12 protein-coding genes and 1 pseudogene are annotated in these 15743 nt (G+C 34.9%); 10 read left to right on the forward strand and 3 right to left on the reverse strand.

All coding sequences use genetic code 11. The features are described 5' to 3' along the window. Window positions 1-73: 73 nt before the first annotated feature. Entirely contained in the window at window positions 74-2053 is a 1980-nt protein-coding gene (locus ACPUVN_RS19370; protein ID WP_426370587.1) for an LTA synthase family protein, read from the reverse strand. Between the two features lie 23 nt (window positions 2054-2076). Continuing rightward, a complete protein-coding gene (locus ACPUVN_RS19375; RefSeq protein ID WP_426369684.1) occupies window positions 2077-2442 on the reverse strand; it encodes a diacylglycerol kinase in 366 nt (121 codons plus the stop codon). A 187-nt stretch (window positions 2443-2629) separates the two neighbouring features. Between ACPUVN_RS19375 and ACPUVN_RS19380 the strand changes: the two genes are divergently transcribed. The 7 genes and pseudogenes from ACPUVN_RS19380 to ACPUVN_RS19410 form a co-directional block, all read left to right on the forward strand. After that, window positions 2630-3316: a response regulator transcription factor gene (locus tag ACPUVN_RS19380; protein ID WP_426358654.1), complete on the forward strand. Its 687-nt coding sequence runs from the start codon at window positions 2630-2632 to the stop codon at window positions 3314-3316. Between the two features lie 20 nt (window positions 3317-3336). Beyond that, window positions 3337-4764, forward strand: a complete 1428-nt coding sequence (locus ACPUVN_RS19385) for an ATP-binding protein (RefSeq protein ID WP_426358653.1) — start codon at window positions 3337-3339, stop codon at window positions 4762-4764. A gap of 135 nt (window positions 4765-4899) precedes the next feature. Continuing rightward, the gene (locus tag ACPUVN_RS19390; RefSeq protein ID WP_426358652.1) at window positions 4900-5394 is read left to right on the forward strand and encodes a MarR family winged helix-turn-helix transcriptional regulator; all 495 of its coding nucleotides are present in this window, start codon (window positions 4900-4902) and stop codon (window positions 5392-5394) included. Between the two features lie 195 nt (window positions 5395-5589). Beyond that, complete coding sequence (locus tag ACPUVN_RS19395; protein ID WP_426358651.1) at window positions 5590-5853, forward strand: hypothetical protein; 264 nt, start codon at window positions 5590-5592, stop codon at window positions 5851-5853. 99 nt (window positions 5854-5952) lie between these two features. Continuing rightward, window positions 5953-6369: a hypothetical protein gene (locus ACPUVN_RS19400; RefSeq protein WP_426369685.1), complete on the forward strand. Its 417-nt coding sequence runs from the start codon at window positions 5953-5955 to the stop codon at window positions 6367-6369. A gap of 113 nt (window positions 6370-6482) precedes the next feature. Then, the gene (locus ACPUVN_RS19405; RefSeq protein ID WP_426369686.1) at window positions 6483-6953 is read left to right on the forward strand and encodes a hypothetical protein; all 471 of its coding nucleotides are present in this window, start codon (window positions 6483-6485) and stop codon (window positions 6951-6953) included. A gap of 101 nt (window positions 6954-7054) precedes the next feature. Beyond that, window positions 7055-7186 (forward strand): annotated as a pseudogene (locus ACPUVN_RS19410) (LysE family translocator); the annotation flags it as partial. 324 nt (window positions 7187-7510) lie between these two features. On the opposite strand, the gene ACPUVN_RS19415 reads toward ACPUVN_RS19410, so the two are convergent. Beyond that, entirely contained in the window at window positions 7511-9463 is a 1953-nt protein-coding gene (locus tag ACPUVN_RS19415; protein ID WP_426360600.1) for a BCCT family transporter, read from the reverse strand. A 212-nt stretch (window positions 9464-9675) separates the two neighbouring features. Here ACPUVN_RS19415 and ACPUVN_RS19420 point away from each other — a divergent pair, with 212 nt between their 5' ends. The 3 genes from ACPUVN_RS19420 to ACPUVN_RS19430 all read left to right on the forward strand — a co-directional run bounded on the left by ACPUVN_RS19420 (window position 9676) and on the right by ACPUVN_RS19430 (window position 15479). Beyond that, complete coding sequence (locus tag ACPUVN_RS19420) at window positions 9676-12333, forward strand: TonB-dependent receptor (RefSeq protein WP_426369687.1); 2658 nt, start codon at window positions 9676-9678, stop codon at window positions 12331-12333. Between the two features lie 166 nt (window positions 12334-12499). Then, complete coding sequence (locus tag ACPUVN_RS19425; protein WP_426369688.1) at window positions 12500-14515, forward strand: tetratricopeptide repeat-containing sulfotransferase family protein; 2016 nt, start codon at window positions 12500-12502, stop codon at window positions 14513-14515. A 112-nt stretch (window positions 14516-14627) separates the two neighbouring features. Next, the gene (locus tag ACPUVN_RS19430) at window positions 14628-15479 is read left to right on the forward strand and encodes a DMT family transporter (protein WP_426358647.1); all 852 of its coding nucleotides are present in this window, start codon (window positions 14628-14630) and stop codon (window positions 15477-15479) included. The last annotated feature ends 264 nt before the right edge of the window (window positions 15480-15743 follow it).

Consider the following 15743-nt stretch of genomic DNA (forward strand, 5'->3'; position numbering starts at 1 on the left):
TATTCATTAATTCGTTAACGTGTAAATGATTTAGTTATTGATAAATAGGATTATAAATATTTATCTGTATCTATCATTTATAAGCTTGGTTTTGATACAGTTTACTGCCTAAAATAGCGTGAGCTTTTACTCGTGTAATTAGGCTTTTTTTCTCGTCTTCAGGCAAGGTGTTTTTCCCTATCACTAAAGCCTCTTTATCTGGCTGTAAAAATACTTTGTTAGTGTTTGTTATGTACGCAAAGTTTTTATCATATTGCATTAAAGCGCGTAATTTATTATCAGGTATTTCTTGAGTTAAATCGTGACCCAGCATTGGATGATCCCCACTTATTCCAGCAAGAGATAATAAGGTAGGGGCTAGATCAATTTGGCTAGTTAATCGAATATCCTTTTTAGCTTCAATACCTTCACCAATAAATACTGCAGGGATATGAAAATTCTGTATAGGTACTAATTCAGCTCCTGCTACTCTGGAGTCATGATCTGCTACGATTAAAAATATGGTGTTTTCCCAATAGTTAGATTTTTTAGCTTTTTCGAAAAAGGCGCCTAACGCATAATCTGCATATTTGGCGGCATTGTTTCGCGTATTTTTGTCTTTATCGTATAAGTCTATTTTACCGTCAGGAAATTCATAAGGTGTATGATTTGAACTCGTAAATACTAAACTAAAAAAAGGCTGATCGTTATGAGCTAACTGAGTGAATTCTTGATGAGCTTGAATATATAAATCTTCATCCGATGCCCCCCAAGAACCTTCAAATGCTATTTTATTGAATTTAGGATGATCAACAATATCAGCAAAGCCATTACCTAAGAAAAAGCTTTTCATATTATCAAAGTGACTTTCACCACCATAAATAAATTGTGTGTGATAATTTTGTTTTTGTAAAAAATCAGCAATAGTAAAAAAGTTGTTTTGAGATTTACCTAACTTAACTACCGAACGAGATGTGGTGGGTAAAAAACCGGTTGTTATCGCTTCAATACCTCGTACTGAACGCGTACCTGTTGCGTATAAATTTGTTAAATTCCAACCTTCAGTCATTAATTTATCTAACGAAGGGGATAAAGGCAAACCACCTAAAGCTCCTACATATCTAGCACCTAAACTTTCTTGAAGTAGTATTACAATATTTTTAGGTTTACCTTTGTAGCTGGCTTGATGAAAAGCTTGTGTTGGCACTTCTTTATTTAAATACTGCTCAGGAGCAAGGTTAGATGCTTGCTGTACTTGAGCTAGAGCTTCTTCAAATGGCATATCACCGTAAAAATCAGCACTGCTCATTTCAAGTTGCATTTGTTTTAAGGCAAATAAAGTTGAATAAAGAGAATTTAAGGTAAGCTCGTTGACTAAGTGGTCTGTCGAAAATGCCATCATCGCTGGGTTAATAGGGCGATGTTGTAAAGTGCCTCTAGCGCCTAAGGCACACATTAATATCAAAACTATAGCTAATGCCGCTTTATATTTTCTAGGTAAATTTGTACTCGCTTGCCAATGTGTATTAAATAACTTGGTGAGAAATTTTATCGCTAAAGCAATAATGATCAAACAGCTTATTATCTCAACTTTGTATCCCGTAAAAAGCATAGCGCATACTTCTTTCGGGTAAATAAGGTACTCAATAAATAAGCGATTAGGTCTTAAATCGTATTCTAAAATAAAGGTAGGTGTTATAGCTTCAAAAAAGACTAATGCGGTAACCGCTGTAATTAGCCAAATTTTTATAAATATACGTAAAGTTTCTTTATTTGAATTAAAAAATAAAGCAATACAAGTCACTAACACTGGAATGATAAACAAGTAAGACAATACCGATATATCAATACGTAAACCATTCAATAAAATTTGTGGCCATGAATCTTCAGCTAACGTTCTTTCTGCCTGCCATACAATTAAAGCCAAGCGTGAAATTGAAAGTAAGACGAGTGCATATACATAAAAATGTAGAATAATGCCAACGGGACCTAATAATCGAGTCAGCTTTTTAATAGCGAAACCAACAGAGTAAGTAGAGGTGTTATTTAATGGAGCCGTTGCTGAAAAATTCATATCAACATTTGTTTGCTTATTTATTAAAGTTGCCATAAAACAACACCCCATGTAGTCATTGCGATAGCTAAGCTAATAAATACGGCTAACGAGCCTAGATCTTTAGCTAATCCAGACAAAGGGTGGTGCTCAGTACTTATGCAATCTATAGCAACTTCAATTGCGGTATTTATTACTTCAATCAAAAGTACAAAAAGTAACGATACAATTAGTAATAAATGTATTAATAAACTCACAGGTAAGAAAAAACTAATCGCAGATAACATAGCGATAAGTAATAACTCTTGTTGAAAAGCAGCTTCGTTTCTTACAAGCCATTTAAAACCTTGTAATGAATTAATAAACGCTAAATAAATACGTTTAAAGCCTTTATGTTTTTGTATTGTCATTGATAACTCGATAAGTGTAATAACTCTTACCGCTAAATTATCAAGTTGAACTTAAGATCACCTGAGGGGAAACTTAAGGAATGCTGAAGTATTAAATAAATAGGTATTGAGTTATTTACCTCCTTAAAATTCAGTCAACCTTAAGAATCGAATGATAAAATAGTAAAAAATAGCGATAACTTTTAGTATGAATATTTTACTTGTTGAAGACTCTGATAAATTAAGACGTAGTTTGCGTATAGGCTTGGTGGGCTTAGGTTTTGCTGTGGATGAAGCGAGTGATGGCGCTGACGGATTGTCTATGGCATTAGCCGATGATTACGACGTTATTATTTTAGACTTAATGCTGCCAAGTGTAGATGGCTTATCGATATTAAAAACCTTAAGAAAGCATAAAAAACAAAGTAAAGTTTTGATACTGTCGGCTAAAGATCACATCACTGATCGTATTGATGGTTTATTAATAGGCGCTGACGACTACATGACTAAGCCTTTCTCATTTGATGAGTTACACGCCCGAATTATAGCGTTAACTAGAAGAGGTGAGTTATTAAGAACCTCTAATACAATTACTATTAATGATTTTGTTGTTGATTTACAAGCTAAAGTCTTTAGTTACCAAGACCAACCAATAGAGTTAACACCAACAGAATATAAAATTACAGAATGTTTATTTATCAATAAAGAGCGGATTGTTAGTGCCGAAAAAATGGGTGAATACATCGTTGGCAAATACGATGCGGTTAATAAAAACTCATTAGAAGCTCATATCTCGTCTATTCGTAAAAAATTAAAACATTTCTCTGCCACTTTCCCTGTTAAAAACAAACGTGGTTTTGGTTATGTTGCTACTGAAGTTTCAACTGACAGATAAACGAATTTTTAGGATTAGAAATGGCATCAATTAAGCAATCTTTAGTTAGACAACTAACAACATTTATTACCATCATTTTATTTTTGGTTTTACTATTTTTAGATATTAGTGTTGATAGTTATGTTGATAAACAATTTGATGAGTCTTTAGAGCAGAAAGGTAAAAGCCTCGTTAATTTAATCAGCTATAAAGAGAATGCCATCCAACTCACTATGCTAACGGATGTAATGACAGAGTTTAACCGCAGCGACAACGCCGAATACTTTCAAATCTGGTCAAACAAAAAGCTCCTGAAATATTCACAAACCTTAAATGCAGCTTCTGAATTTAACTTCAATAAAGTCGACTTATTATTAGGTGAAAATGCCATTGTTGAGTCTGACTTACCTGACGGCAGGAGTGGGCGAGTGTTTCTCTTTAAGTTTATCCCTCAAAACGAAAACTCCACAGGTGATAGTAAATATAGTGATGACAACCTTAATGAATTTCATCCGCCTATTTATCTTGTTTTTGCTCGTTCAAGCGCAACCCTTGAACGTATTTTAATTCTGATTGATGTTGTCTTTTTACTTACCGCGATTGGAACTGCATTTTTCATTAGATACTTAGTAAATAGAATTGTTTCAAATGGACTAAAACCTATCATATTGCTTAACCAGCAGATTAGGGAAATAGATATAAATAACGAATCTGAAACATTTATCATTGATTCTCCTCCGAGTGAGATAAAAACAATTATCGATGAATTGAATCAATTTTTGATTGAAAACAGAGTACTACTTAAAAATGAAAAACGCCTTACCTCAGATATAGCACATGAGCTTAAAACACCGATCACCGAGCTAATGAGTGTGAGTGAAATAGCGATAAAGTATCCTGATAATGCTGAAGTGCTAGAAAATTACAAAGATGATGTTTTGTCTATTTCAACACGTATGAAAAACATTGTTGAATCGTTATTGTTGTTAAATAAAGTTGGCTCAGAGCAATTTCATTTAACTCTTGAAAACATAAACTTATCGGTAACTATTTCAGCCATTCTTGAACGTTTAGCTATTTCACAGCCGAATATTGGGCAGCGAATAGAACGTAATATTCCTGATGAATTAGTTATTGTGAATGATGTGTTTTCAGTTGAAGCAATAATCACAAACCTCATTAACAATGCCGTACATTATAGTCCTGAAGCAAGTAAAGTGAATATTAAACTCAGCCTTGTTGAACAACATCCCGTACTTAACGTTGCTAATGTACCAATGCAAAATTTAACTCAAACAGATATACAAAACATGTTTGAACCGTTATGGCAAAAAGACAATGCTCGAACATCTGAAACGCATTTTGGCTTAGGTTTAGCCATAGTTAAAACTTTGGCTGAGCGAGGTGATATGAAAGTTTCGGTGGAGTTAAATGAAGGCGACCTGATAACCTTTAGTGTCTCTTTTTAAAGTCAGTTTAAATGCAGATATAAGTTAATAAATAATTTTAACCCCAGATAAATCACCCTAAAGTGTAATTTACCTGTGATCCCCTTTTGATTTTGATTAAACTAAGTAAAATCAATATTTACAGTCTTACCTTTTATGGAAAAACATCAAGAGTTATTAATTGCACTAAGAAAAGTTATCAGGGCAATTGATCTGCATTCTAAACACCTGAGCAAAACGTCAGGCCTAACGAGTCCGCAATTATTAATTATGCAAGAGATAGTAAAAACCTCGGGTATTAATTCAGGACAAGTTGCTAAAAACATTAACCTAAGTGCGGCTACCGTAACTAATATTCTTGACCGTTTAGAAAACAAAGATCTTGTTTCAAGAGTACGAGACACAAAAGATAAGCGTAAAGTGGGTTTATATTTAACTGAAAATGGCGAAGCTATTTTGCTAAAAGCGCCACAACCTCTTCAAGAACATTTCATTAAAAAGTTTGCTAATTTAGCTGGTTGGGAACAATCGCAATTGTTGTCGTCGGTTGAACGTCTTGCGGATATGATGAACGCTAATGAGTTAGACGCAGCGCCATTATTAGAGTTAGATACGTTAAGTGCCAGTATAGTTAACCTGACCTCAGAATAAGTTATTAGGCTTAAAATCCTAACTAACTAGAGTGTTCCATTTCAATATGATATTGAGAGGGAAATAACTATAAACTGACTCACTTAATCACTTACATTAAACTGTTAGATAAACCACAACCTACCATCATATAAAGGAATAATATGAAATTTTTCTTCTACACCGAAGAATGATTTCGATCCGACTGATAGTAAAATGCTATTTAAATATTTGATAAATGGTGGAGAGGTCTCAACAAGTGAAGTTATAACTGCTTCTGTAAGTACTGCAAAACTTTTCTGTAATGATGTTAGTTACCAAGTTGCTGGAGGTCATACAGTGGCTTCATGTCATGATAAATTAAAATCATTTGAAGCTACTTGTATAGAGAAAGTATTTCCTAATAAAGGTAAGATCTATTCGGATAAAGATGAAGTTAGTAATTTATTTAAAAGGTTTGTTATCTGTGTAGGTACTTAAGTTTACCTAAGTTATTTAAACTGAAAAAATAGCTAGCTATGCTTTTTACAGCCAACCATTTTTAGTCTCTGAATCAGGCATTAGAAGTCTTGATAAGGTATGAGTATTAAAATTAGACAGCGCATTCACCTAATCACTTATTATAGGTTAGTTCCAAATATTGCTTTTTCGATCATTTTAATGGTTTTTAGTTCTTTTGGATTAAGTGATGAATTCCGTGTTGGGGCATTCTTATTTATTGTTATTACTTCAATTTTACACGCATTAATGGCCCTTTTTGAACCATGGTTTACTGAATTAGAAATTATTGATAATAACATCAATTACACTACTAGTTTTGGTGGAACTGTATGCGTGAATTTAGAAAAGTTAGAACCTAATGAAAGTTATGTTAACAGGAGTGGTATTTATCTTACCGATATTAACAAACAATCTATATTTATAAATATTAAGCTTTATTTAAAGTCAGACATTAAACGAGTCTTGAAATATTTAGATGCTGGAATAGACAGCTAACAATATATTTCTAGGTACTTAAATATCTGGATATTGCTTGCCTTCACTTATTTTAACAAAAAAATGGGCTTCTGAATGAAGCGTTAAGCATACAATTTTAGGAATCAAATACTATGGAAAGTAATGTTTATGCAACCCCAAAATCTGATATTGAAAATACTTCAACTGATCTCGCTGAAGTAAACGTTTATTCACCAACACAAATCGCATGTGGAGCACTTGTTGGAGGACCTGTCGGGTTGATCTACTTTTTGATGACGAATTTCAGCTCGTTGAATAACAATGAAGGTAAAAGAAATACGCTTTACGCTGGGGTAGCTTTAATAATTGCTCTCTTATCTATTTTATCTATTTTACCCGATGATTTCCCAAGTGCACCTTTTACCGTTGTTTATGTTGTTATCGCTCGTGCAGTCGCCGAAAAACACCAAATAACTAAGAAGGCTATTATTGAATCAGAAAAATACCAATTCGAATCCAATTGGAAAGTTTTTGGCATTAGCCTTATTTGCCTTATAGGATCTGCTGTAGTTCTTTTTGTTCCATTCTTTATTTTGAGTATGCTTGGTTTTATTACCTTATAAGGCAATTAAGTAGAGCTTAAAACTTAGTTTCGTTACACATTTTAATTAACAATTATTTGCCTCTAAGTGAGGTATTAGCTAACAAGGGAACTCATTAATTAATGGAATTTTTTTCTGCTATTTTTTTGTTTGCACTATCTACAAGTATTACCCCGGGGCCAAATAATATAATGATTATGACATCAGGACTAAATCATGGTGTTAAATTCAGTTTGCCTCATCTGTTGGGGATTGGTTAGTCTTTGGTGCAGGACTTAAAAAGTATTTAAAATCTCCTAAGCATCAAAAAATATTCAATGTGTCTATGGCTATACTTTTAGTGAGTTCAGTCTTACCTGTAGTAAAAGAGTTTGTTGATAAATATGCAGCCTAATAGTGACTATGCTCTAATCCTGAATTTAATTTAGTGATAAAAGGTATGTATTAGTGGGTTCAAATCAATATAACTATTCAGTCGAGCGTCAATATTGTTAACAATACTGACGCTCTCAAGTCTTAATATCTAAGTTTTAAAACCAAGTATTAAAGTCTGAGCTTTAATACTTAGCACTTAATTTTTAACGCATTAAGTGTAAGAAATGTAGATGCTTGTGATATTGATCAATAATGTTGTTGATCACTGCTGCTTTAGACCAACCCATAATGTCGTAATCTTGCCCACCTTCAACTAAATGAACTTCTGCTCGGTAGTAGCTTTGTTCGTCTTCATCGTCTTCGGTAACAAAGTCAGGTTGTGAATGTTTACGGGCTTTTACTCTGAAAATAAATACGCTTTCTTCACCTTGATAAACAATCAAACTTAAGCCGTCTTCGTGTGTTACTTCAACATTAATATTATTTTGTTTAAGCTCTTTTGCTACCGAGTTAAATGCCGGTTCAACGGTTAATTTAATAAACTTATTAACGTTGGTTTTATTTGGAAAATCAACAATGTTTTTTAAACGATCTTGCCAGCTATCATCATTAACACTACTTGAATGAGGGATCACGGTAGCTAATTGACTATCTTGCTTAAAGGCTTCAACACGTAAAGCTTTAATCAAACCAATAATCGCGATAATTAATACAATAGCAAAGGGCAGTGCACTGGCTATGGTCATGGTTTGAAGGGCACTTAATCCGCCCACCAACATTAATATTCCAGCAACTACGCCTATACCAATCGCCCAATAAACACGTTGCCATAATGGTGTATCGTTTCTTCCGTGTGAGCACAGCATATCAACAACCATAGCGCCTGAATCACATGACGTTACGAAGAAAATAACAATCATCAATACACTAAAGAATGAAAGTACTGAAGAAAGTGGGAAGTTCTCAAGAAATACAAATAATGCGACAGAGGAATCTTTACTGACCATATCACCTAAGGCGACAACACCTTGGTTATACACTAAGTCGATAGCGCTATTTCCGAAAATAGTCATCCATAATAACGTAAATACAGTAGGTATAAGCATAACACCTAATATAAATTCTCTGATGGTACGACCGCGAGATATACGAGCGATAAATAAGCCAACAAAAGGTGCCCATGCTAACCACCAGCCCCAGTAGAATATAGTCCAACCACCAATCCAATTTGTCTTTTTATAAGCAAATAAGTTGAAGGTGTTATGCACAATATCAGCTAAGTAATCACCAATGTTTTGTAGGTAAGCTTGTAGTAAAAATACAGTTGGACCTAAGATGAAAACAAGTGTTAATAAAATAACAGCTAAAATCATATTGGCCTCAGATAAACGTCTAACACCTTTATCTAAACCCGTAGCAACAGATACAACCGCTAAAGATATAATACCGCACATAATAAGTATTTGGTTGGTGGTAGATACTTCAATACCGAATAAATAACCAAATCCAGCGTTTACCTGTGAAGCACCTAAACCAAGGGATGTAGCAACACCAAAAACAGTACTAACTACGGCAAACACATCGACTAGATGCCCTGGCCATTGGTAAATTCTGTCACCAATTAAAGGGTAAAGTGCTGAACGTAAAGTTAGAGGTAGGTTATGGCGATAACTAAAGTATGCGAGTACTAATGCAACAACCGCATAGATAGCCCATGCGTGTAATCCCCAATGGAAGAATGTCATTTTCATCGCTTCGCGAGCAGCTTCTACTGTGCCTGTAGCTGCAGTAGGTGGAGACAAGTAATGCATTAAGGGTTCTGCAACGCCAAAAAACATTAAACCAATCCCCATTCCTGCAGCAAATAACATAGAAAGCCAAGTAACTAAGGGATAATCAGGTGTTGCATGATCTGGTCCTAAACGTATGTCGCCATAACGAGAGAAACCGAGAAAAGAAACAAAGAAGAAAATAAAGGCAACAACAAGTACATAAAACCAGCTGCCATTTTCAATAATACTTGCTTGAATAAGCGTAAATAAGTCTTTCGCCTGTGTAGGTAGTAAAGCGGTATATAGTATGAGTGCGATAATGATGAAAGAGGCACTAAAAAACACCTTCTTATTGAGTTTACTCTCTGTGTCTAAAGGCAAAATATTCCCCTGAATTTTATTTGTGTTGATATTATATCTGCTTAAGTCATGTGTGCATAATATTAAGTATTATAACCATAAAAATCCTGAATAAATTAATGTAGTTAAGGTCATGAAAAGACTTTCATAAATTGTTACACTATACTAGATGTTAAATATAGTTAGAGTTCTAACTATATTTAATTAACATTAAAAATTATATCAAGGGAAAACATATGAAATTCACTAAGCTGCATTATGCTGTACTTACAGCGATAGCGGCATCAGGCAACATCTATGCAGAAGAAGCAATAAAACAACCAAAAGCTCAAATCGAGACAATTGAAGTTACTGCGACCAAGCGTTCAGAATCTATCCAAGCAGTTCCTGTTACCGTTACCGCGTTAACTGGCGACAGCCTAGAAAAGTTAGGTGTTTCCAATTTTGATCAATATGTAGAATTTTTACCTAATGTAGTATTTCAGGGTACAGGTCCTGGCCAAAACGAAATATATATTCGTGGTGCAGCAACAACCCAAACCAATATTTCAGTATCATCAGTACAAGCATTACAGCCTTCTGTAGCGTTTTACTTAGATGAACAACCGGTATCAATGCAAGGTCGTAACTTAGATATTTACGCAACCGATGTTGAACGCGTAGAAGTATTACCCGGTCCACAAGGCACACTTTTTGGTGCTAGTTCTCAATCAGGTACTGTTCGTTTAATTACCAATAAACCTACCCATGATGATTTTGCTGCTGGTTTTGATACAAGCATTAGCTCTACTAAAGGTGGCGATTTAAGTAACTCGGTTGAAGCTTATTTTAATATGCCTTTAAACGATTCATTGGCTGTGCGAGTTACAGCGTATAATGACTTTCAAGGTGGTTGGATAGACAACACACTTAATGTTCCTGGCGAAGGTGGTTACATTGGAAGTGCGGTTGTTATTGATAGAATTTCTGCTGGCTTCTCAAAATTAGCAGATCCTGAAAATACACCTATCACTTCACCACAAAATGCTGCTTTAGTAGAAGACAACTTCAACACAGCAAGTTATGCCGGTGCTCGTTTTGGTTTATCGTACTTGATAAACGATGAGTGGGACTTATTAGTTCAACATACACAGCAGTCTCTTGATACTGAAGGTGTATTTGCTTATGACCCAACTCTTGAAGGCGAAACTTCAACAAACCGTTTCACACCAGAAAACAATAATGATGATTTTGGTTTAACTACTTGGACATTAGAAGGGCGCCTTGAGCATTTAGATATTGTTTATACGGGTGGTTACTTAAACCGAGATATCAATTCAACCATTGATTATACTGGTTATACTAATGGTGGTTTTTATTCTTCTTTTTATGTTTGTAACTATGATGCTAGTGCTCCAGAAACTGAAGAGTGTCTTGATCCAACTAAGTATTATAAAGAAGAAACTAGTTCATCACGTATTACTCATGAATTACGTTTCAATACTTCTGCTGAAAACCGCTGGCGTTTAACTTCGGGTATATTTTATGATTCTCAAGAGTTATCTACCGTAGGTCAATTTAAAATAGCCAATACAGATAAATTTCCTGATTTAGCAAGAACACTTGCAGGAAGTGATGGTATTAACAGTAATGGTGGTCCATTCCCTTCTGAAGTGAGCTTTGTTAATGATGTTAGCCACACGATAGATCAAATTGCCGTTTTTGGTCAATTAGAGTTTGATATTACAGATACTGTAACAGCAAGCTTTGGTGCTCGTTGGTATCAAATTGATGATATTTATAAAGGTGCTACAACAAGTGCTGATGTAAGTGGTCGATTACAAGCCTTTGGTGATGGTAGCCCTGAAGCATTAACTGAATTTTTTGGAGCCGATGAAGCCGCTTCAATTCAAGAAGCAATCGCTAGCGGTCAATTAGATACAAGCTTACTTGATAGTAGCGGTAAGCTAACAGTTGATGACACTATTATTAAAGCATCGCTAGATTGGCAAGTATCAAAAGATGTTCTATTGTTTGCTTCTTATTCAGAAGGTTTTAGACCGCCGGTTACAAACCGAGTGGGTGGTGGTTCATCTACCAGTCAAGAAGGTGCTTTTGAAGGCTTCCGTATTCCTGTTTATTCAACGACAGATAGCTTAGATAATTTTGAAGTGGGTTTTAAATCAACATTATTTGATCAATCATTACGTTTTAACGCGACAGCTTACTATTCACAAATCTCGGATCTACAAACATCACGATATGATCCAACCAACATCAGTTTCTTAGTATTTACTGATAACGTAGGCGAAGCTGAAATTAAAGGTATTGACGGTGACTTTACTTGGGTTGCTACTGATAATCTGATTATTTCAGGTGCATTTAGCTTCATTGATACTGAATTAACGTCAGTGAATGATCAGCTTGATGGCATTGCTCCTGCAGAAGGAAGTAGATTACCTTACTCAGCGAAATTTTCAGGTAACTTACAAGCTCAATATTTTTATCAGCTTAAAGGTGACTTAACAGGTTATGTAAATGGATCAATTAGTTATACTGGAGATAGACTTGCTGGTATGACCATGGATGCATATATGATCGAAGATGCTACGCAGTTAATTTATGGTACAGGCTCAGGCTTAAGTATCCAAAAAGAAGCTGATGTATTTGCTGGTGTAAACTACCAAGACAGTAATGGTGAAACTTTTGCTGGTGGTCGTTATATTCAAGACAGTTATATTTTGGCTAACTTAAGCTTTGGTGTAACTAACGATGAATGGAAAGCAGAGCTTTTTATTGACAACGTAACTGATGAAAGTGCAATTTTGTATATTGATACTCAGCAGTATACGCCGAAAGTTGTATCTAACAGACCTCGTACTATAGGTTTTAGATTCTCGTACGATTTCTATTAAGCCGTACATTGATTAAAGGTTATTTAATAAAAATAAACTTAAATTATTCATAGTATGTAGTTTCGTTGCAAATGCCGTTTGATGTTATAATCAAGCGGCATTTTTTATTATTTAAACCGCTGTGCTAACTTGCACACTATTTGTATTCTTTTGTGGAGCCAAAGCCTTGGAAAATAACGCTAATGTATCAATTGATATAGCATTAAAATCAATTCAGCAACTTATTCAAACAGCTAAGTTTACTGAAGCAATCTCACAAGGTAAGCAGTGTTTAGAACAAAGCTTAGATGATCAAGAATCAATAGAGTTATGGTATTTAATTGCCGTAGCCCAGCGTTATGCTAAAAACTTCTCTGAAGCATTGCTTAGTATTAACGAGTTAATAAAACTAAATGAAAAACATAGTAGAGCCTACCAAGAGTTAGGTTATATCAATATTGCTTTGAAAAAGCCTAAAGAAGCTCAAATTTCTTTTGAGAAGGCTACTGAACTTAACCCGAGTCTAGTCGCTAGTTGGCAAGAGCTTATTGAAATTTATAGAGAATTAAAGCAGTCTGAAAATATTCAAAAAGCAGCTAATCAATTAGCCAAATTAAAAAAACTTCCTCCTGCCTTACTTGCTGTTACAGAGTTAATGCATGAAAAGAAATTATTAAAAGCAGAACAGATTTGTCGTCACTTTTTACAAAATAATAAGCAGCATATCGATGGTATGTGTTTACTTGCTGAAATAGGCTTAGAGTTAAAAATTTATGACGATGCTGAGTTTTTATTGGCAAGCGCACTAGAGTTATCGCCCGATCATATTCACGCACTTTCTCTTTATATCAATTTACTTATTCGTTTGGGTAAATACAAAATTGCGACTAAACAAATTGAAAGAGCACTCAAATTACAACCAGACAATCTTAGTTTTAAATTAGCTAATGCTAATGTGTTAACGGGTTTAGGACACATAGAACAAGCTGTCATCCTTTTTGAGCAAGTTATAGCGCAAGCAACAGCTAAAACAGAAGTAAATAACACGCTAGTTTCAGGTGTGTATTTGCAATTAGGTCATGCATTAAAAGCCAAAGGCGATATAGAAGAAGCCGTTAAAGCTTATCAACAAGCTTATCAACTTAATCCTAATTACGGTGATGCCTATTGGAGTTTAGCGAATACAAAAACCTATCGTTTTAGCGATGAAGAAATAGCTGAAATGCAAGCTAAGCGAACTAATAAAGACTTAGCGTTAATCGATAAAATTCAGCTGCATTTCGCTACAGGTAAAGCCTTTGAAGACCGTAAAGACTTCGGTCAAGCATTTGAAGCTTATCAAGAAGGTAACAGCTTACAACACGCAAATAATGGCTTCGACATTAGTAAAATTGAGCAACAAGTCGACGAACAAATAAAATATTGCACTGCTGAACTGTTTGAAGAACGTGGTCAGTTAGGGCTCGATGTACCAGATCCTATTTTTATTGTTGGCTTACCTCGTGCAGGTTCAACACTACTTGAGCAAATATTAGCATCACATAGTCAAGTTGACGGAACGATGGAGCTGCATAATATTTTAGGTTTAGCGTCTCGTTTACGTGGTAGAAACAATAAAAAAGACAATACCGACAATCAATACCCGAAAAACTTAGCTGAAATTAATACCGATTACTTTAAACGTTTTGGACAACAATTTATTAATGAAACAAGTGTTTATAGAGAAAGCGCTCCGTTATTTATTGATAAAATGCCGAATAACTTTCTGCATTTAGGTTTGATCAAACTTATACTGCCTAACGCTAAAATTATAGATGCTAGGCGATCACCCATGGCTTGTTGTTTTAGTGGTTTTAAACAGTTATTCGCTGAAGGGCAAGACTTTAGCTACAGCCTTGAAGATATTGGGCGTTATTATAAAGCCTACTTGAAGCTAATGAACCATTGGAAAAAGGTGCTGCCTGACTTTGTGCTGACAGTGAATCATGAAGATGTAGTGGAAGACTTAGATAAAGAAGTTAATCGCCTTTTAGATTTTTGTGGGCTGGATTTCGAACAATCGTGTATCGATTTTCATAAAACCAAGCGTAATATTAAAACCCCAAGTTCAGAGCAAGTTCGCCAACCTATTTATAAAAGCGCAACAGAGCAGTGGCGATATTTTGAAGACTACCTAACACCATTAAAAAATGTTTTAAAGTGATACAAAGCGCTGTCTTTAGTTAAAATATATTAGCGTTAAAGTTGTTGTAAGCTTAGGCTGATGAAACACTAGGCTTGATGCAAGTAAATAGGTTGATTTAATGAGTGCAATCATGAAAACAGACATAAAAAAAGCTGTGTTATTAACACTTGCTTGTGCTTTTATTATGTCTATCGCAACAGTTGCAGCAAAGCAGGTGCAACTGAGTATTTCTATTTCTACCTTGTTATTCTGGCAAAGTCTTATATGTACCTTTTTGTTATTACCTCAAGTGATTAAGAGTAAGATTTATCGCCCCAGTAAAGTTTGGGGTCTGCTTGTTTTACGAAGCTTTGGCGGCTTTTTAGCTTTACTATGTTATTACACTGCTTTGAATCATATTCCGCTTGTTGAGGCTTCTATTTTAAGAACTTGCGCGCCGTTATGTGTTCCTTTTGTGGTGCTTGCCTTACACAAAAAAGGGATTGCTCATCGGCGTTGGTTACCTTTATTTATAGGTTTTTTGGGTGTCTTAATTATTATGCGCCCAAGCCCAACCAACATAAATATATGGCATCTGGTTGGCTTTACATCAGCAATTGGCTTAGCTATATCTATGGTAAGTACGCGTATGTTGAGTCATCACGTATCAGCAAAAGAAGCGCTTTTTGTTTACTTCTTTTTTTCCAGCGTATTTTCATTAGGTCTGGTTTTAGCTAAAGGTGATGCGATTGTTGTTAATCAAGCGTCGTGGCTTTGGGTGTTGGTAGTGTCTATTTCACTCTACTTTGGTATGTATTTATATACTCTGGCTTACACTTATGCACCAGCAAGCGTTATTGCGCCTGTAAGCTATATTGGCATTGCGTTTAATGCATTATGGGGATGGTATATTTGGCATCATATTCCTGATATTTATGCTTGGTTAGGTGCGGTGTTTATTATTCTAAGTATCGTTATTACAGCTAAAATCACAAAAAATTAAACTCAAATAAACCTTGTTTACTATTTGAACATCCTATAGACTCCATCTCAATTCGAGTTAACACATATGATTTTTAGCCGTTAACATTGAACCTTTTATGAATTTCTTCTTGCTCTGCCTTCCTTAAACATGTCAGTTCTCATTAGATTTTTTATTCCATTATTGTTTAGTCTCCATAGAAATATTTCAGCGTAAAATCTTTATATTTGAGCAAAAACAATAATAACACTTTGTTCTTATTGCGTGATCAACTCCCCAATAACA

Source organism: Pseudocolwellia antarctica (assembly GCF_049933045.1).
In the GTDB taxonomy this organism is placed as follows: domain Bacteria; phylum Pseudomonadota; class Gammaproteobacteria; order Enterobacterales; family Alteromonadaceae; genus Pseudocolwellia.